The sequence below is a fragment of the Sphingomonas sp. SUN019 genome (genome assembly GCF_024758705.1).
Classification (GTDB): domain Bacteria; phylum Pseudomonadota; class Alphaproteobacteria; order Sphingomonadales; family Sphingomonadaceae; genus Sphingomonas.
Genome location: NZ_CP096971.1, coordinates 2573187 through 2589438 on the forward strand (window position 1 = coordinate 2573187; position 16252 = coordinate 2589438).

Genomic DNA, 16252 nt, shown 5'->3' on the forward strand with positions numbered 1-16252 from the left:
ATGACCAGATTAGAGGATCTGACCGATCGCGTGAAACCACGGCAGGCGTCGAACCTGCTGTTGTGGGGGATCGTCGCGTTCTTCGTGATCTTCATCGTGTGGGCGTGGTGGGCGAAGCTGGACCGCACGGTGCGCGGGCCGGGACGCGTGATCGCAACCTCGCAATTGCAGACCGTCTCCAACCTTGAGGGCGGGGTGGTCGAACAGATACTGGTGCGCACCGGGCAGATCGTGAAGCAGGGCCAGCCGCTGGTCCGGCTCGACAAGACCGCGACCGGCGCGGAGCTTGGATCGGGCGAGGCGCAGGCAGCGGCGCTGCGCGTCAAGATCGCGCGGCTGAAGGCCGAGGTGCTGGGACGCGAGCCGGTCTATCCAGCCGCGACCAATCCGGTCGTCGCCGAGCAGATCGAGATAGAGCGTGCGCTGCACAGCGCGCGGATGCAGGAACTCGCCGGGATCAACGGCGCGACCGCCGCCCGCAGCGTGCAGGCGCAACGGTCGGTGACCGAAGCGCAATCGGCGCTGGCCGCGCGACAGAGCGCGAGCGCGGCCAAGAAGACCGAACTGGAGTCGATCGCGCCCCTGGTCGCAAAGGGTATCGAGCCGCGGTTGATGCTGTCGCAGGCCGAAAGCGCGGCGAGCGTCGCGGCGAGCGAGGCGGCGCAGGCCGCGGCGACGGTATCGCGCAGCTATGCCAGCGTCGCCGAGGCGCGCGCGTCGATGGCGCAGGCGCGGCAGGACTGGCGCGCGAAGGCGGCCGATGAACTGGCGAAGGCGCAGGCCGATCTGGCCGCGCGCGCCACATCGTTGCCCGCGCTGGAGGCGCGGGTCGACCGCACCACCGTGCGCGCACCGCTGGCGGGCCGGATCAACCGCGTGATCGTGACCACCGTGGGCGCGGCGGTATCCCCCGGTGCGCCGATCGCCGAGATTTCACCGAGCCGCGATACATTGCTGGTGGAGGCGCGCATCCGTCCTGAGGACATCGCGCGGGTGCGGATCAACCAGCATTCGCGGGTCAACATCACCGCCTATGACAGTTCGGTCTATGGCTGGATCGACGGGAAGGTCGAATCGATCTCCCCCGACGCGATCGTCGACGAACGCGCGCAGACGACCTATTACATCGTCAACGTCCGCACCGACACGAAAGGGCTGCTCGACCGCCGCACGAACAAGCTGCTGCCGATCGGCACGGGCATGACCGCCGAGGTGAACTTGCTGGGTGATCCGCGGACGGTTTTGCAGTACATCCTGACGCCGATAACGCGGATGTCGGAGACGGCTTTCCGGGAGTAGGGGCTCGGGCCTTTTGATCCGCTCACTCGGATGAGACGGTGCCAGCCCGCTCCCTCGCCTCGCCTCCCAAGTCATTATATTTGCATGGGAGGCGGGGCGGGGAGCGGGCTGGCACCGTCTCGTTCAGCGGCAGCTGAACCAAAAAAGCCTCAATCCTCATCACCATAGATCGCGACCTTCGGCTTGCCGCCCGCCGTCACCACGCCGCGGTACATGCCCGGCGTGTTGAAGCTCCAGGCCATGTCGCCCTTCGGCCCGGTGACGATGACGCCGCCTGACCCGCCCAGCGCCTTCACCTCCGCCATCACGGTGTCGGCGGCCTTTTGCAACGGTTCGCCCGCAAACCGCACGCGCGTGCAGATTTCGTGCGCGACGCCTTCGCGAATGAAGAATTCGCCGGATCCGGTCGCGGATACCGCGCAGGCGCGATCGTCGGCATAGGTGCCCGCCCCGATCACCGGCGCGTCGCCGATCCGGCCCCAGCGTTTGCCGGTGATGCCCCCGGTCGAGGTCGCCGCCGCGACATGGCCGTCCGAATCGCGCGCCACCGCGCCGACGGTGCCGTATTTCATGTCGACGTCGAACCAGCCAACCTGCTTCGACTTCAGTTCCTCGAGCTGCCGCTTGCGTTCGGGCGTGGCGAACCAGGACGGGTCGACCTGTTCCAGTTTCTGTTCGGCGGAGAAGGTGTCCGCGCCCTTCCCCGCCAGGAAGACGTGCGGGCTGTCCTCCATCACCTTGCGCGCCAGGCTGACCGGGTGGCGCGTGCGGGTGACGCCCGCGACCGCACCCGCCGCGCGGTCCTTGCCCGACATGATCGCGGCGTCGAGCTCGTTCGTGCCCTCATAGGTGAACACCGCGCCGCGCCCGGCGTTGAAGTTCGGATCGTCCTCCAGCACCTGCACCGCGGCCTCGACCGCGTCGACCGCGCTGCCGCCCTTGTCCAGCAACGCCGAACCGGCGGCAAGTGCGCGCTCCAATGCGGCGCGCGTCTCACGATCTTTTTCGGGAGTCATCCGTGCGCGCTCGATCACGCCGGCCCCGCCGTGGATGACAAGCGTCCATTGCGGCGCAGCAGTTGCGGGGGTGGACATCAGGAGGGCTCCGAGGATCAGAAGGCGCATGAGCGGGCCTTTCGGTTAGTGGGCGAGGGCGGGCTTTGTGGGGGCGATGCGAGGGCGCGCTTTCCGGCGCAGGCCGATCAGCGGGCGCGCCCACGGTATCGCGCGGCCGATCAGGTAGAATGCCCAGCATCCGGCGACGGTCGCCACGATCAGAACGGCGAAGTTCACGAACGGCGGCAGCGCGGCCGGAATCAGCCAATAGGCGACCATCACGATGATCGTCTGGTGGATGATGTAGAACGGGAACACCGCCTCGGTCAGCATCGCGCGCGCCGGGTGATCGCGGTTGAGGAAGGTTTCGGCGATGCCGATCAGCGCGGCGATCGCCGCCCACCCCTCGACGCCGCGGGCGATGCTGAAGATGCGGCCCCACGGCTGCGGCATGGTCTGCACCGGCCAATTCAGTTCGATCCCGGCGACGATCGCATAAGCCACCAGCGCCATCGCGGCGGCGGGTTTCCACAGCCTGGCGAACGTCGCCAGCGTGCCGGGCGCCGCCGCCATCGCGAACCCGAACAGGAAGGCGGGAAGATAGATGGCGTGCGCCACCCAGTCGCCGAACAGCGCGTGGGTTTCTCCGACGCCGGGGAACAGCAATGTGCTGACGACGATCAGCCAAGCCATCGGCAGCAGCAGCGCGCGGGTTCCGGTAAAGATGCGCGAAAACGCCATTTGCGCGGCGTTGCGGAGCCCGGCGGGCGCAATCGCCAGCACCACCACCAGCAGCATGGTGTAGAGCCAGAGGTACAGCACGAACCACAGGTGATTCCACGTCGGCAGCACGATCCCCGCCAGCGTCGAGAAACGGAAATAATCGTGGGTCCAGAAGGTCGCGAACGATCCGGCATACGCATGCTTGGTCACCAGTTCGACCCACGACTGCGGCGGTACGACCACGGCGATGCCGAAGATCAGCGGCACGATCAGCCGCGAGGTGCGGTTCGCCGCAAACGCCGCCGTCCTTCCGCCGCGCCGGTGCAGCGCGCGGCTGGCATAGCCCGACACGACGAACAGCAACGACAGCCGCCACGGCGCGGACGCGAGCATCGGCACCGTCGTCCAGTCCGCACCCGGCAGCTTGACGTGAAAGCCCCACGGCACGAACACCATGCCGATATGATAGAGGATCAGGATCGCGAACGCGGCGATGCGCAGCCAGTCGAGGCCGTAATGGCGTTGGGGCAGGGGGCTGTTCATCGCGCGCGGGGGTAGCAGGCGATGCGCGTGAGCGAAACCGTCAGGCGGTGCGCAACCTTTGCGGCGGCATCGGCGAAAGGCCGATCAGTGGTCGCAGCCACGCGATGTCCCGCCCGATGACATAGGTCAGCGCGCACGCGACGGCAGTTCCTGACAGCAGTAGGAAGAAGCCCTGCAACGCGCCGAGGCCCAGCGCGGGCGCTTCCCACGCCAAAATGACCAGCACGGGATGATGGATCAGATAGGCGGGGAACACCGCCTCCGCCAGCGTGGCGCGGGCCGGATGATCGTGGTTCCACAGCGTGTCCGCCGCGCGGAGCAGGACCAGGATGACGCCCCACGCCATCGCGATCCGCGCGGCGCGATCGGCCGCCATGACGCTGTGTGGCGGCATGTCGTGGTAACGATAGGCGAGTTCGACCCACACGACGACGATCGCGGCCACCGCCGCAACCAGCGCGCCGGTGCGCCAGTTGCGCGCGATCGCATTCCACAGCGCAGGCGACCCGCCGAGCGCGAAGCCGAACAGCAGCAACGGGAAATATTCCGCATGCCCGCCCCAGTCGGTCGTCAGACCCTGCCGTTCCGGCACCACGAAGAGCAGCGCCAGCTTCGCCAGCACGAGCAGGGCGACGGGAACCCAGACGACGCGCCGGCCGCGCGCGAGCGTGTCGACCCGCTCCTGGATCGCGACGCTGCCGAATGCTGCGACCATGGCCGACAGGACCATCGTGTACGCCCACAGATAGACGACGAACCACAGATGCTCCCAACTCGGGAACGCGAAGCCGTACACCGGCGTCAGGCTCCAATAATGGCCGAGCCAATAGCTGATGAGCGTTTCGCCGTCGCCGTGTTCGCGCACCCGCACCCACAGTTCGGGCGGCAGCAGCACCGCCAGCGCTAAGGCGAGCGGGATCAGCAATCGCGCGCTGCGACCTTTCACGAAGGCGATCAGTCCGGGCGATCGATCGAGCAGACGGCGCGTCGCAAAGCCCGAGACGACGAACAATAATGGCAGCCGCCACGGCGTCAGCAGCGCCATGGGCGCGATCAGCGCCGGAAAGGTCTCGGGCCATTTCACGACCCAGTCCCACGGCGCAAACACCATTGCGACATGATAGACGATCAGCAGCGCGAACGCGCCGATGCGCAGCCAGTCCAGTCCGTAGTGCCTCCCGCTCACCGCAATCGCCTTCATCGTCCGCGTGCGCTATACGGCGGGTGCGATAACCAAATGATTACGGGGCTGGCCATGCGGGTGGTGACGTTATCGATCGCGATCGGCATGGCGGTCGCCGCAGCCGCGGCGCATGCGCAGATCATGCAGGCGCTGAAGATATCGCGGAACAACCAGCCGCCGCCCTTCGCGTTCGACCCTGGCCGCGCGCCCGGGCCGGTCGATTATGCACGGCCATCGTCATGGGCGGCGCTGCCGACGACGCGCGACGAGGCGGACGTGACGCCGCTGGGGGTGCGCGGGGTGGATCAGACGCGCGCGCCCGCCGACGTGTTCTTCATCTATCCGACCGTGCTGATGAGCCGGACGATGTGGAACGCCGATCCGCGCGACGCGGCGCTGAACGCGAAGATCGACGCGACCACGATCCGTGGGCAGGCGAGCGCGTTCAACGAGTGCTGCGCGATCTATGCCCCGCGCTATCGGCAGATGACGCTGGGCGGGTACATCAAGTGGAGCGACAATAGCGTGCGGGCGACCGAGCTCGCCTATGGCGACATCGCGCGCGCGTTCCGGCAGTTCCTGACGTGGAACCGCGGGCGGCCGTTCATCGTCGCGGGGCAGAGCCAGGGCGCGCGACTGGGCCGGTTGCTGATCGAGCGTGAGATCGACCGCAAGCCGGTCGGCCGGCGGATGGTCGCCGCCTATCTGATCGGGCATTGGATCGAGGCCGACTGGTTCCGCGGGCATAGCGTGACGCCGTGCCGCCGCGCGGACGATACGGGTTGCGTCGTCACGTGGTCGACCTTTGCACAAGGCCGCGATGGTCCGGCGCAACGTCGGTTCGTCGCGAAACAGAGCAATTACACGCCCGAATCGATCCGGCGGCCATATGTCGGGATCAATCCGTTCACCTGGACGACGGCGGATGTGGTCTCGCCCAGATCAGCCAATCTCGGGTCATGGCTGCATGGCGGCGGTATTCAGCCGAACGTTGCGCAACCCGGATTGGTGACGGGGCGGATGAAGGACGGCGCGCTCTATATCTCGCCGCCGGGCAAGGCGTATACCGCGTTCATGATTCCGTTCGGCAATTTCCACAATGTCGACGTCAACATCGCGTACATGAACCTGCGCGGGAACGCCGCGCGGCGGGTAGCGGCGTTCTCGCGCTAGCTCCTACCGCTTCATTCTGGGCATCCCCATGAAGTCGCGCTTGCCGATCTTCACGCCCTTCGCGCGCAGGATGGCGTAGACGGTGGTGGCGTGGAAATAGAAGTTCGGTTGCGAGAAGGAGAGCAGGAAGTTCGCGCCGGTGAACGGCATTCGTGTTTCGCCGAACGCGAATTCGGTGTCCGTTTCGGCGAGCGAATCGAACTCGTCGCGATCGATCGCCTCCAGTTCGGCCATCGCGCCGTGCAGTTTGGCGTGAAGCCCGGCGAAATCGGTCGGCCACGGCTTCAGATCGGGCGAGTAGCTGCCGCCGCGCACGCCCGCGATCGCGCCGACCGAATGTTCGGCGCACGATTTCACCTGATAGCCGAACGGCAGCATGTCGGGCGCAAGCCGGGCGTCGATCAGATCGGCGGGGGCGAGGCCCGTCTCCGCGCAGAACGCCTCGGCCTTGTCGAGCAACGCGTCGACCGCGCGGAGAATCTGGAGGTTCGACGGAATCGTCGCGTCGTATAGCGAAAGCGTCATCTATCCTGCTCCTGATCGGCACCGTGGAGTTGCGCCGCATGAGCCGCTATATCGGGTCCGAACCCGATAGGAAGCTTTCCATGTCCCTTCGTCCCTGGCGCGACATCACGCGCCGCACGAGCCGTCAGATCATGGTCGGAGACGTTCCCGTCGGCGGCGGCGCGCCGGTCACCGTACAGACAATGACCAACACGCCGACCAGCGACCCGCGCGCGACGATCGACCAGATCAGGCGCTGCGAGGAGGCGGGGGTCGACATCATCCGTGTCTCCTGCCCCGACGTGGAATCGACCGCGGCGCTGAAGCAGATCGTCCGCGCGGCGCGGGTGCCGATCGTCGCCGACATCCATTTCCACTACAAGCGCGCGCTGGAGGCGGCGGATGCGGGCGCGGCGTGTCTGCGGATCAATCCCGGCAATATCGGATCGGCCGAACGCGTCCGCGAAGTGGTGAACGCGGCCAAGGCAAACGGCTGTGCGATCCGCATCGGGGTGAACGGCGGGAGCCTCGAGAAGGATCTGCTGGAGAAATACGGCGAGCCGTGTCCGGAGGCGCTGGTCGAATCCGCGCTAGACCATATCAAGTTGCTGCAGGACCATGATTTCCACGAATTCAAGGTCGCGGTGAAGGCGTCCGACCTGTTTCTGGCGGTCGCGGCGTATCAGCAACTGGCCGAGGTGGTCGATTGCCCGCTGCACCTAGGCATCACCGAAGCGGGCGGGTTCGTGGGCGGAACGGTCAAGTCCGCGATCGGGATCGGGTCGCTGCTCTGGTACGGGATCGGCGACACGATCCGCGTGTCGCTGTCGGCCGAACCCGAGGAAGAGGTGCGCGTCGGGTTCGAAATCCTGAAGGCGCTCGGCATCCGCAACCGCGGGGTACGGGTGGTGTCGTGCCCGTCATGCGCGCGCCAGGGCTTCGACGTGATCCGCACGGTGCAGGCGCTCGAGGAACGGCTCCAGCATATCCGCACGCCGATGAGCCTCTCCGTCCTCGGTTGCGTCGTCAACGGCCCCGGTGAGGCGCGCGAAACCGATATCGGCATCACCGGCGGCGGCAACGGCAAGCACATGGTGTATCTGTCGGGCGTGACCGACCATCACGTGCAGGACGAGGGCATGATCGACCATATCGTACGACTTGTGGAGGCGAAGGCGGCCGAGATCGAGGCGAGCGATGAGGCGGTGAAGGTGGCGGCGGAGTGAAGCGTCTAGGGCTGTTTGTGACGACCATCATTTCGGTGACACAGCCCGCAGTCGCGAAGGCTCCGCCTCCAGTTTATATTGCGGTTGGTTGTTCGACCAAGGGATCGCTCGAAACTATTGAGGTGGCTGGGCAGAAAATCCCTATCCCTACGGAAGATGACGACAAAGCCCTGCGCCGCGCGTTGCCCCATCTTGGTAGGAGTATAGCCATCACAAACGGTAGTGCCGTACCGTGGAGATGCGTCGGCGGGCTGATCTTCAAGTTGCAAATGATCGGTTATCGTCGTGTCGGCTTTATCAGCGAGCCGCCGCCCGCGGAGCGGTAGTCGTCGACGTCACTTGTGTATATGCCTGCCCGATGCTGACCGAAGCCGACATAGCGAAGCTGGCCGAACTGCACGCTGCCGCAACGCCGGGGCCGTGGCATTCGCGTTCCATGGACGACGACCTCTGCATGGGGGCCGTCGCGGTTGCGACGAAGCCGAATACGTCGGGCGACAATGATGATCTGTGCGAGTCGACCTTTCACGGCGTGGTTGCCGCTACGCATATTCAGGATCGCAATTACGTCGTGCCTGTCGACGGGAAGCATCGGGAGAATGCCGAACTGATCGTCGCGCTTCGCAACGCCTTGCCCGAACTGCTGGAGTTGGCGCGCCATCGCGCGATCGAAGCCGAATGACCGCGCGCCATCTTTCGCCTGCGGTCGCGTTTGCCGTGGCCGCGGCGGGGATCGGGCTGTTTTCGATCATGGACGCGTTCATGAAGTCGCTCGTGCTGGCGGTCGGCGTCTATAATGCGTTGTTCTGGCGGACGATGATTTCGTCCGGGCTGGGTGCGATGGCGTGGCGTGCTGGCGGGGCGGGGCGGCCGAGTTCCCGGGCGATCAGGCTGCACCTGCTGCGGGGCGCGATCACGGCGGCGATGGCATTGCTGTTTTTCTGGGGGCTGGGGCGCGTGCCGATGGCGCAGGCGATCGCGCTGTCGTACATCGCGCCGCTGCTCGCGTTGCTGCTGGGGGCGCTATTTCTGCACGAGCGGGTGGGGCCGCGCGTGGTCGTCGCGTCGGTCGCGGCGCTGGCGGGTGTCGGAATCATCATGGTCGGGCAATCGCGCGCGGCGCTGGGACCGGCGGCGTTCGAGGGGGCGATCGCGATCCTGGCGTCGGCGGTGCTCTATGCCATCAACCTGGTCGTCGCGCGGTTGCAGAGCCAGGCGGCGCGGCCGGGCGAGATCGCCTTCTTCCAGTCGACCATCGTGACATTGATCCTTGCTTGCGCCGCGCCGTGGTTGGCGGTGCTGCCGCCGCCCGGCGAATGGCCAAAGATCGTGATCGGCGCGTTTCTGGCCACCGCATCGCTGTATCTGCTCGCCTGGGCCTATGCGCATGGCGAGGCGGGGTATCTGGCGACGACCGAATATACCTCGTTCGTCTATGCCGCTGTCTTGGGGTGGCTGGTGTTCGGGGAGAGCGTGTCGCCGTTCACGCTGGCGGGGGCGGCGGTGATCGTTGCGGCGTGCCTGTATGCGGCGCGGCGTCGCGATATCGCGCAGAGTGCGATAGAGGCCGCTGCATGACCGATATCCGTTTTGCGACACGCGCCGATGTGGCGACGATCCTGCGCTTCGTGCGCGAACTGGCCGACTATGAGCGCGCCGCCGACAAGGTCGTCGCGACCGAGGAATTGCTGAGCGAGGCGCTGTTTGCGACGCCCCCCGCGGCGGAGGCGCTGATCGCCGAAGTTGATGGGACGCCGGTCGGGATGGCGCTGTTCTTCCATAATTTCTCGACCTGGACCGGGTGGCGCGGGCTGTATCTGGAGGATCTGTACGTCACGCCCGACGCGCGCGGCGGCGGGGCGGGGACCGCGCTGTTGAAGCGACTGGCGGCGATTGCGGTCGAGCGCGGATGCGCACGGTTCGAATGGTCGGTGCTTGACTGGAACGAGCCTGCGATCCGGTTTTACCGGGCGATGGGCGCGCAGGCGCAGGACGAATGGACCGTGATGCGCGTCACTGGCGATGCGCTGGCGCGGCTGGCGGCCGACTGATGGCCTGGGTCTGGCTGATCGTCGGCGGGTTGTTCGAGGTCGGCTTCACGACCTGTTTGCGGTTTGTCGACGGGTTTCGGAACGTCGGCTGGACGCTGGGTTTCCTCGCCAGCGTCACGCTGTCGATGGGGATGCTGGAGGTGGCGGCGCGCTCGATCCCGCTGGGGACCGCTTATGCAGTTTGGACCGGAATTGGGGCGCTCGGCACCGTCGTCATCGGGATGGTGTGGTTCGGCGAGCCGTCGACGACGGTGCGGTTGCTGCTGATCGTGGGGCTTGTCGCGTGTATCGCCGGGCTGAAACTGACCGCGCACTGATGGCGTTCGACACCGGCCTGATCGACTGGGTGGCGGAGGCGCTGGCGCCGGTCGGCACGGTGACGCACCGGCGCATGATGGGCGGGGCAACGCTCTACTGCGACGGAACGGTGTTCGCGATTCTGGCCAACGATGTTTTGTGGTTCAAGGCTGACGCGACCAGCGACGCGCTGTGGGACGACGCGGGCTGCGCGCGCTTCACCTATACGATGGGCGAGGGGCGCAGCGGCACGATGAACTACCGCCGCGCGCCCGACGACGTGTACGATGATGCGGACGCGATGCGCGAATGGGCGGGGCTGGGGATTGCGGCAGGTCAGCGCGCGCCGGTGCGGAAAAAACGCACCGGCGCCTGAACGTTAATCGCGCCCTGCGACCTCGTAGTCGTGCGGTTCTTCGCCCTTTTTCTTCGCTTCCTCATAACGCGCGATCGCTTCGATCGTGATGCGGCGCGCCTCGTCGCGGCCGCCCCAGGTGCCGACGCGCACCCACTTTTTCTTTTCCAGGTCTTTGTAATGGGTGAAGAAATGTTCGATCTGTTCGAACACGATTTCGGGCATGTCGCCGCGTTCGTTGACGTTCGAATAATAGGGAAAGGTCGAATCGACCGGGACGCAGACGAGTTTTTCGTCGCCGCCGGCTTCGTCTTCCAGGTTCAGCACAGCGATCGGGCGCGCGCGGACGACGCACCCCGGGATGAACGGCGACCGCGCGACGACCAAAGCGTCGAGCGGATCGCCGTCTGGGCTGAGCGTGTGCGGCACGAAGCCGTAATTCGCCGGATAGCGCATCGGCGTGTGCAGGATGCGATCGACGAACAGCGCGCCCGACGCCTTGTCGAATTCGTACTTCACTGGTTCGCCGCCGGTCGGCACCTCGATGATGACGTTCAAATCGTCGGGCGGGTCTTTGCCCACCGGGATCAAGTCAATACGCATGGTCTTCCCTTAGCGGATGGTTCCGGTGCGCCCGCGTCAGCGAGGCGCCAGCAACCTGTCCAGGCCGCCCTCTCCCTTGCCGATCTTTTCGAGGCGCGGGTAGCGCAAGCCGTCGCGCCAGTCGAGCGCGACGGTGCGATAGGCGTCCTGCGATTTGACGATTAACTGGATCGGCGTATTCGCGGTTGTTGCTGCAATGATCGCGTCCTTCATTCGATCATCGGTATAGGTCATGCCGTTCACCGACACGATCGTCGTCCCGACGCGCAGGCCCGCCTCGAACGCGGCTGAATCCCACGTCACGCCGGTCACTTCGGCGTCCTTGCCGACGATGAACCCGCCCGACCAGGTCAGGTCGATGACTTTGCGGGTCTTTTCACCCTGTTTGAACGACGGCGTCGCCTGATCGGTATAGATCAATCTGTAGCCGTTGCGCTCGAACCCGGCGAGCGGCGCGCCCTTGGCGTGTTCGGTCAGCCGCTTGGTCAGGAAGCCCGGCCAGTCGTAGGGCTGGACCGCGTTCAGTGTGCTGGCCACGTCGTCGATCGTATATGTCAGCTCACCCCAGTCGCCGTCGCGCACGCCGAAGAACGCGCGCGCGAAATCATCGATCGATTTGCGCCCGCCCGACATCTGGCGAAGCTGCGAATCGACGTCCATCCAGACGAGCAGCCCCTCATTGTAATAGTCCTCGCTGCGCTGCCAGCTGGTCCAGCCCTTCGGCTTGCGCGCGCTGATGACCGGATCGTTGGTGGTGTCGACCAGATCGCGCCATTTCCGTGCTGGCTGCGAATCGTACAGCGCCATGATCGCGGCGTACTGATCGAGCGTATCCTGCTTGCTGACCAGCCCCGAGCGCGCCTGCAGCACATAGCCCCAGAATTGCGTCTGCCCTTCGTACACCCACAGCAACGACCCGCGCATCGGGGTGCGGAAATCGGGCGTCCATAGGTCCGCGCCGCGGCGGAATTTGCCGTCCCAGCTATGCGTATATTCGTGCGGGAGCAGATTGCGGCGGCCGGGGCCTTCATCCCATTTCGTAAAATAGCCCGGCGTCACGCCGTTTTCGGAACTGCGATGATGTTCGAGGCCGATCCCGCCGAGCCGATCGGTGATCGACACGAGGAAGGTGTAATTGTCGTAATGCTGCGCGCCGAAGGTCTTCACCGACTGCTCGACCAGCCGCTTGTGCGCATCGATCTGCGCCGGGGTTGCGACGAGTTCCGCGGGATCGTCGGCATAGGTGGCCAGTTTCACGCGCGGCGATAGATCCCACGTCTTGCCGTAGCGGCCCGCGAGGATCGGTGAGTCGACCAGAATCTCGTAGTTGGTCTGCTCATAGGCGTAGGTCGACCCGGCGACCTTCGCCTTCAGCGCGCCCGCCGCGGTCCAGCCCGCGGGGTAGTGGACCGTCATCTGCACCGGGATCTGCCGCGTGAAGTAACCCGCGGGGTAGAGGCTGACCGAATTGGGCTGCAGGCTGATCATCGCGGGCGTGGCGACGATGCGGCCCTGGTCGGCCTTGGTCGCGGAGATGAACTGGAAATTCGCCTCGATCGTCTTCGCGCCTTCCGGCACGTCGATGTGGAAGGCGAAGACGTCGATGGGGTCGCGCGTCCAGTCGATCCGCTTGCCGCTCGCGGTGATGATGAGGCCCGCTAGCTTCTCGATCTCGCCGCGCGGGCTGTGCGCGCCGGGGAGCCATTTCGGGTAGAGCAATGTCATCCGCCCGGCCTTTGCGACCGGGATCGTCTCCTTCACGCGAAAGATGCCGCGCGCATTGTCGGTCGCGTCGACGTCCAGCGTGATCGTGCCGGGATAGGGCGTGTCGGCGGCGACGGGAATCGTGTCGACGAACGGCACCGGCTGCGGCGCGGTGTTGCCTGCGGGCACCTGCGCTGTTGCGGCGGAGGCGAGGAGCAGGGCGGCGAACGCGATACGATACATCGTCTGGCCTTTGTCGGGGAAAGCGCGGGGCTTAGGCCAGTGATAGGACAGCCGTCCAGACGCTTTCCGAACAGCGCGTTAAAACCTCCGTCATTCCCGCGAAGGCGGGAATCCATAATCACCGCGGTCTGGGAAAGATCGATCATCCGGCGACTATGGATCCCCGCCTTCGCGGGGATGACGAGGAGGGTGTGGGATGCGCCTAATTCCCCAGCACATTCACCGTGAAGGCGACCACGCCCAGGTTGAACACGAACGCCGCCAGGCTGTGCAAGAGCGCGACGCGGCGGATGGAGCGGGAGGTGACCTGCACGTCGCTGGTCTGGAATGTCATGCCGAGCGTGTAGGCGAAATAGAGGAAGTCGCCGTAATCGGGTTCCTCGGTCCCCGGCACGTCCAAGCCTCCGTTATCCTTCCCGTCGGCATCATCGTCGCCGTAGAACAGATGCGCGTAGTGCAAGGCATAGACGCTGTTCGAGAACAGCCATGCCAGCGCCAGCGTGGCGATGACCAGCGCGATCGCCAGCGGGTCGGGTTTGCCCATCAGTTCGGACGCGACCGCGACCAGGATCACGCTCGTCACGATGCCGGTAACGCCCAGCAGCAACGTGCGATTCGCGTCGTTGGCGGCGGCGTGGTGGCGGATGTCGTCGGGGTCGCTTTTCAACAACGGCCAGAGCGAGGCGAGGAATACCGCGGCGGCGACGTCGAACGACAACATGACGCCGTGCGCCCAGCCGTGATGCGTCACGCCGATCGGCAGCAGCGCGAGGAACAGCAGCGCGAACAGCACGAAGCGCGGCGGGGCGAGGCGCTTTCCGATCCCGAACCAGCGCGCTTTCTGTGCCATCACGCGGAGCCTAGCGCGCGGTGGACACGTCGCCTAGATACCGGCCCGAAATGGCCCGTATCCAGACCCCCCACCGCGTCCGCGGCACGCAGGACATCTTTCGCGACGAACAGCGCCGCTTCGCGCACGTGCTGGAAACGTTCGACCGGGTGCGGAAGCTGTATTGCTTCGAGCGGATCGAGATTCCGATGTTCGAGGCGACCGAAGTGTTCGCGCGGTCGATCGGCGAGACCACCGACGTGGTGTTGAAGGAGATGTACACGTTTCCCGATCGCGGCGGGGATTCGCTGACGCTGCGCCCGGAGTTTACGGCGGGGATCGCGCGTGCGTACCTGACCGAGGGGTGGCAGCAGTACGCGCCACTGAAGCTGGCGACGAGCGGAGCGGTGTTCCGGTATGAGCGGCCGCAGAAGGGCCGCTACCGCCAGTTCCACCAGATCGACGCCGAGGTGATCGGCGCGCCGGAGCCTGCGGCGGATGTCGAGTTGCTGGTGCTGGCCGACCAGTTGTTGCGGGAGTTGGGAATCGACGGTGTCACCCTTCAGCTGAACACGCTGGGGGATGCGGAGACGCGCGATGCGTGGCGCGCGGCGCTGGTGGCGCATTTCGAGGCGCATCGGGACGCGTTGAGCGAGGATTCGCTGAAGCGGCTGGACAAGAATCCGATGCGGATTCTGGATTCCAAAGACCCGAAGGATCGCCCGATTGCCGACAGCGCGCCGGATATCGACGCGTATCTGACGGCGGATGCCCGGGCGTTCTTCGATGCGGTGACGGCCGGGCTGGACGCTGCGGGCGTCGCGTGGACGCGTAATGCCCGACTGGTTCGCGGCTTGGACTATTATCGCCACACCGCGTTCGAGTTCGTCACCGATCGGCTTGGTGCGCAGGGGACGGTGCTGGCTGGCGGGCGGTACGACGGGCTGATCGAGAGCCTCGGCGGCCCGCCGACCGCGGGCGTCGGCTGGGCGGCTGGCGTCGAGCGGCTGGGGATGTTGGTGGCTGAGCCGCTGGCTGAAAGCGTTTTCTTCGCCGTTGTCCCGAAGGACGTTGCGGCTGAAGCTGCGGCTGAAAAGCTACAGGCGATCATCCGCCGGCAAGGGCTTCCCGTCGATATGCCTTACAAGGGCAACATGAAGCGCCGTATGCAAAAGGCAGCTTCGTCTGGAGCGGTCTTCACTATCATCATCGGTGGGGACGAACTCGCTCGAGGCGAGGTGTCCATAAAAGAGATGGAGACAGGCGACCAAAGAGTAACGTCGCTCCAGTCGATCCATGACGATGCGATCACAGCGTTCGCCGAGACATTTAATATTCCGCTTCGGGATGCCCGATGACCTCCATCTCCGCAGACCGCATCGCGCAGATCGAGGCGCGGCTTCATGAATTGTCGGCATTGATGGCGACCGGCGACCTTTCTGGCGATCGCTTCGTGCAGGTGTCGAAGGAATATGCCGAGCTGGAGCCGGTCGCGCAGGCTGCCGCTGAGGTGCGGCGGTTGCGGGCCGAGGCGGGGAGCCTGGCCTATATGACCGAGGATGCCGACCCCGAACTACGCGCGATGGCCGAGGAGGAATTGCGCGCCAACCGCGACGCGCTGGAGGTCGCCGATCGCAAACTCGCGCTTGCTTTGCTGCCGAGCGATGCGGCGGATGAGCGGTCGGCGATGCTGGAGGTGCGCGCGGGCACCGGCGGGGACGAGGCGGCGTTGTTCGCGGGCGACCTGTTCCGCATGTACCAGCGCTTTGCGGAGGGACAGGGCTGGCGGGTCGAATTGATCAGCGCGTCGGACAGCGACGCGGGCGGCTTCAAGGAAGTCGTCGCCAGCGTCACTGGCAGCGGCGTGTTCGCGAAGCTGAAGTTCGAAAGCGGCGTCCACCGTGTGCAGCGCGTGCCCGTCACCGAAAGCGGCGGGCGCATCCACACCTCCGCCGCGACCGTCGCGGTGCTGCCCGAGGCGGAGGACGTCGACGTGCAGATCGACGAGGCGCGCGACCTGCGCATCGACGTTTACCGGTCGTCGGGGCCGGGCGGGCAATCGGTCAACACGACCGATTCGGCGGTGCGCATCACGCATCTGCCGACCGGGCTGGTGGTGATCCAGCAGGACGAGAAATCGCAGCACAAGAACAAGGCGAAGGCGCTCCGCGTGCTGCGGACGCGGCTGTACGAGGCCGAGCGCGAGCGGCTGCACAGCGAACGTGCGGGCGCGCGCAAATCGATGGTCGGATCGGGGGATCGATCGGAGCGGATCAGGACGTACAATTTTCCGCAAGGGCGCGTGACGGATCACCGGATCAATTTGACGCTGCACCGGCTGCCGGAGATTTTGCAGGGGGATATGGGGGAGCTGGTCGGCGCGCTGATCGCGGAGGATGAGGCGGAGCGGTTGGCGACGTTGGATGCGTAAATCCTCCCCGGTACGGGGAGGGGGACCGCGAAG

General features: G+C 65.9%; 17 protein-coding genes. 10 read left to right on the forward strand and 7 right to left on the reverse strand.

Features of this window, described 5'->3' with window-relative positions; translation table 11 throughout:
- The gene (locus tag M0208_RS12315; protein WP_258891978.1) at positions 1 to 1299 is read left to right on the forward strand and encodes an HlyD family type I secretion periplasmic adaptor subunit; all 1299 of its coding nucleotides are present in this window, start codon (positions 1 to 3) and stop codon (positions 1297 to 1299) included.
- A gap of 149 nt (positions 1300 to 1448) precedes the next feature.
- Here M0208_RS12315 and M0208_RS12320 read toward each other — a convergent pair whose 3' ends face one another.
- From M0208_RS12320 to M0208_RS12330, 3 genes are read right to left on the reverse strand one after another with little or no spacing between them, the layout of a single operon-like run.
- Positions 1449 to 2393, reverse strand: coding sequence for an isoaspartyl peptidase/L-asparaginase family protein (locus M0208_RS12320; protein WP_258891979.1), 945 nt, complete (start codon positions 2391 to 2393; stop codon positions 1449 to 1451).
- Positions 2394 to 2438: 45 nt separating this feature from the next.
- Positions 2439 to 3620: an acyltransferase family protein gene (locus M0208_RS12325; protein WP_258891980.1), complete on the reverse strand. Its 1182-nt coding sequence runs from the start codon at positions 3618 to 3620 to the stop codon at positions 2439 to 2441.
- Between the two features lie 40 nt (positions 3621 to 3660).
- Entirely contained in the window at positions 3661 to 4806 is a 1146-nt protein-coding gene (locus M0208_RS12330) for an acyltransferase (RefSeq protein WP_258891981.1), read from the reverse strand.
- Positions 4807 to 4875: 69 nt separating this feature from the next.
- On the opposite strand from M0208_RS12330, the gene M0208_RS12335 reads away from it, so the two are divergent.
- Positions 4876 to 5976: a DUF3089 domain-containing protein gene (locus M0208_RS12335; protein ID WP_258891982.1), complete on the forward strand. Its 1101-nt coding sequence runs from the start codon at positions 4876 to 4878 to the stop codon at positions 5974 to 5976.
- Positions 5977 to 5979: 3 nt separating this feature from the next.
- On the opposite strand, the gene M0208_RS12340 is transcribed toward M0208_RS12335, so the two are convergent.
- Positions 5980 to 6501: a DUF1993 family protein gene (locus M0208_RS12340; RefSeq protein ID WP_258891983.1), complete on the reverse strand. Its 522-nt coding sequence runs from the start codon at positions 6499 to 6501 to the stop codon at positions 5980 to 5982.
- Between the two features lie 80 nt (positions 6502 to 6581).
- On the opposite strand from M0208_RS12340, the gene ispG reads away from it, so the two are divergent.
- From ispG to M0208_RS12370, 6 genes are all read left to right on the forward strand, one after another.
- Positions 6582 to 7706: a flavodoxin-dependent (E)-4-hydroxy-3-methylbut-2-enyl-diphosphate synthase gene (gene ispG / locus M0208_RS12345; protein ID WP_258891984.1), complete on the forward strand. Its 1125-nt coding sequence runs from the start codon at positions 6582 to 6584 to the stop codon at positions 7704 to 7706.
- Positions 7707 to 8064: 358 nt separating this feature from the next.
- A complete protein-coding gene (locus M0208_RS12350) occupies positions 8065 to 8388 on the forward strand; it encodes a hypothetical protein (RefSeq protein ID WP_258891985.1) in 324 nt (107 codons plus the stop codon).
- Positions 8385 to 9284: a DMT family transporter gene (locus tag M0208_RS12355; protein ID WP_258891986.1), complete on the forward strand. Its 900-nt coding sequence runs from the start codon at positions 8385 to 8387 to the stop codon at positions 9282 to 9284. The genes M0208_RS12350 and M0208_RS12355 overlap by 4 nt, the downstream gene beginning before the upstream one ends.
- Positions 9281 to 9757: a GNAT family N-acetyltransferase gene (locus tag M0208_RS12360; RefSeq protein ID WP_258891987.1), complete on the forward strand. Its 477-nt coding sequence runs from the start codon at positions 9281 to 9283 to the stop codon at positions 9755 to 9757. Before M0208_RS12355 ends, M0208_RS12360 begins: the two co-directional genes overlap by 4 nt.
- On the forward strand, positions 9757 to 10074 hold the full coding sequence (locus tag M0208_RS12365) for a multidrug efflux SMR transporter (protein ID WP_258891988.1): 318 nt from the start codon (positions 9757 to 9759) through the stop codon (positions 10072 to 10074). Before M0208_RS12360 ends, M0208_RS12365 begins: the two co-directional genes overlap by 1 nt.
- Positions 10074 to 10430, forward strand: coding sequence for a TfoX/Sxy family protein (locus M0208_RS12370; protein ID WP_258891989.1), 357 nt, complete (start codon positions 10074 to 10076; stop codon positions 10428 to 10430). Before M0208_RS12365 ends, M0208_RS12370 begins: the two co-directional genes overlap by 1 nt.
- Before the next feature lie 3 nt (positions 10431 to 10433).
- On the opposite strand, the gene ppa is transcribed toward M0208_RS12370, so the two are convergent.
- From ppa to M0208_RS12385, 3 genes are all read right to left on the reverse strand, one after another.
- The gene (gene ppa / locus M0208_RS12375) at positions 10434 to 11012 is read right to left on the reverse strand and encodes an inorganic diphosphatase (protein WP_258891990.1); all 579 of its coding nucleotides are present in this window, start codon (positions 11010 to 11012) and stop codon (positions 10434 to 10436) included.
- 36 nt (positions 11013 to 11048) lie between these two features.
- A complete protein-coding gene (locus M0208_RS12380; RefSeq protein WP_258891991.1) occupies positions 11049 to 12959 on the reverse strand; it encodes a M61 family metallopeptidase in 1911 nt (636 codons plus the stop codon).
- Between the two features lie 202 nt (positions 12960 to 13161).
- Positions 13162 to 13809: a DUF1345 domain-containing protein gene (locus M0208_RS12385; RefSeq protein ID WP_258891992.1), complete on the reverse strand. Its 648-nt coding sequence runs from the start codon at positions 13807 to 13809 to the stop codon at positions 13162 to 13164.
- 50 nt (positions 13810 to 13859) lie between these two features.
- Between M0208_RS12385 and hisS the strand changes: the two genes are divergently transcribed.
- Together hisS and prfA are read left to right on the forward strand one after the other, a co-directional pair.
- The gene (hisS, locus tag M0208_RS12390; RefSeq protein WP_258891993.1) at positions 13860 to 15146 is read left to right on the forward strand and encodes a histidine--tRNA ligase; all 1287 of its coding nucleotides are present in this window, start codon (positions 13860 to 13862) and stop codon (positions 15144 to 15146) included.
- Positions 15143 to 16219 carry a peptide chain release factor 1 gene (prfA, locus tag M0208_RS12395; RefSeq protein WP_258891994.1) on the forward strand — a complete coding sequence of 359 codons (1077 nt, stop codon included), beginning with the start codon at positions 15143 to 15145 and terminating at the stop codon, positions 16217 to 16219. The genes hisS and prfA overlap by 4 nt, the downstream gene beginning before the upstream one ends.
- The last annotated feature ends 33 nt before the right edge of the window (positions 16220 to 16252 follow it).

Coding starts and splice junctions, on each gene's coding strand:
- M0208_RS12365 (WP_258891988.1), top strand. CDS start 9,757: ATGGCCTGGGTCTGGCTGATCGTCGGCGGGTTGTTCGAGGTCGGCTTC.
- M0208_RS12370 (WP_258891989.1), top strand. CDS start 10,074: ATGGCGTTCGACACCGGCCTGATCGACTGGGTGGCGGAGGCGCTGGCG.
- hisS (WP_258891993.1), top strand. CDS start 13,860: ATGGCCCGTATCCAGACCCCCCACCGCGTCCGCGGCACGCAGGACATC.
- ispG (WP_258891984.1), top strand. CDS start 6,582: ATGTCCCTTCGTCCCTGGCGCGACATCACGCGCCGCACGAGCCGTCAG.
- ppa (WP_258891990.1), bottom strand. CDS start 11,012: ATGCGTATTGACTTGATCCCGGTGGGCAAAGACCCGCCCGACGATTTG.
- M0208_RS12335 (WP_258891982.1), top strand. CDS start 4,876: ATGCGGGTGGTGACGTTATCGATCGCGATCGGCATGGCGGTCGCCGCA.
- M0208_RS12385 (WP_258891992.1), bottom strand. CDS start 13,809: ATGGCACAGAAAGCGCGCTGGTTCGGGATCGGAAAGCGCCTCGCCCCG.
- M0208_RS12315 (WP_258891978.1), top strand. CDS start 1: ATGACCAGATTAGAGGATCTGACCGATCGCGTGAAACCACGGCAGGCG.
- M0208_RS12360 (WP_258891987.1), top strand. CDS start 9,281: ATGACCGATATCCGTTTTGCGACACGCGCCGATGTGGCGACGATCCTG.
- M0208_RS12325 (WP_258891980.1), bottom strand. CDS start 3,620: ATGAACAGCCCCCTGCCCCAACGCCATTACGGCCTCGACTGGCTGCGC.
- prfA (WP_258891994.1), top strand. CDS start 15,143: ATGACCTCCATCTCCGCAGACCGCATCGCGCAGATCGAGGCGCGGCTT.
- M0208_RS12380 (WP_258891991.1), bottom strand. CDS start 12,959: ATGTATCGTATCGCGTTCGCCGCCCTGCTCCTCGCCTCCGCCGCAACA.
- M0208_RS12340 (WP_258891983.1), bottom strand. CDS start 6,501: ATGACGCTTTCGCTATACGACGCGACGATTCCGTCGAACCTCCAGATT.
- M0208_RS12350 (WP_258891985.1), top strand. CDS start 8,065: ATGCTGACCGAAGCCGACATAGCGAAGCTGGCCGAACTGCACGCTGCC.
- M0208_RS12320 (WP_258891979.1), bottom strand. CDS start 2,393: ATGTCCACCCCCGCAACTGCTGCGCCGCAATGGACGCTTGTCATCCAC.
- M0208_RS12355 (WP_258891986.1), top strand. CDS start 8,385: ATGACCGCGCGCCATCTTTCGCCTGCGGTCGCGTTTGCCGTGGCCGCG.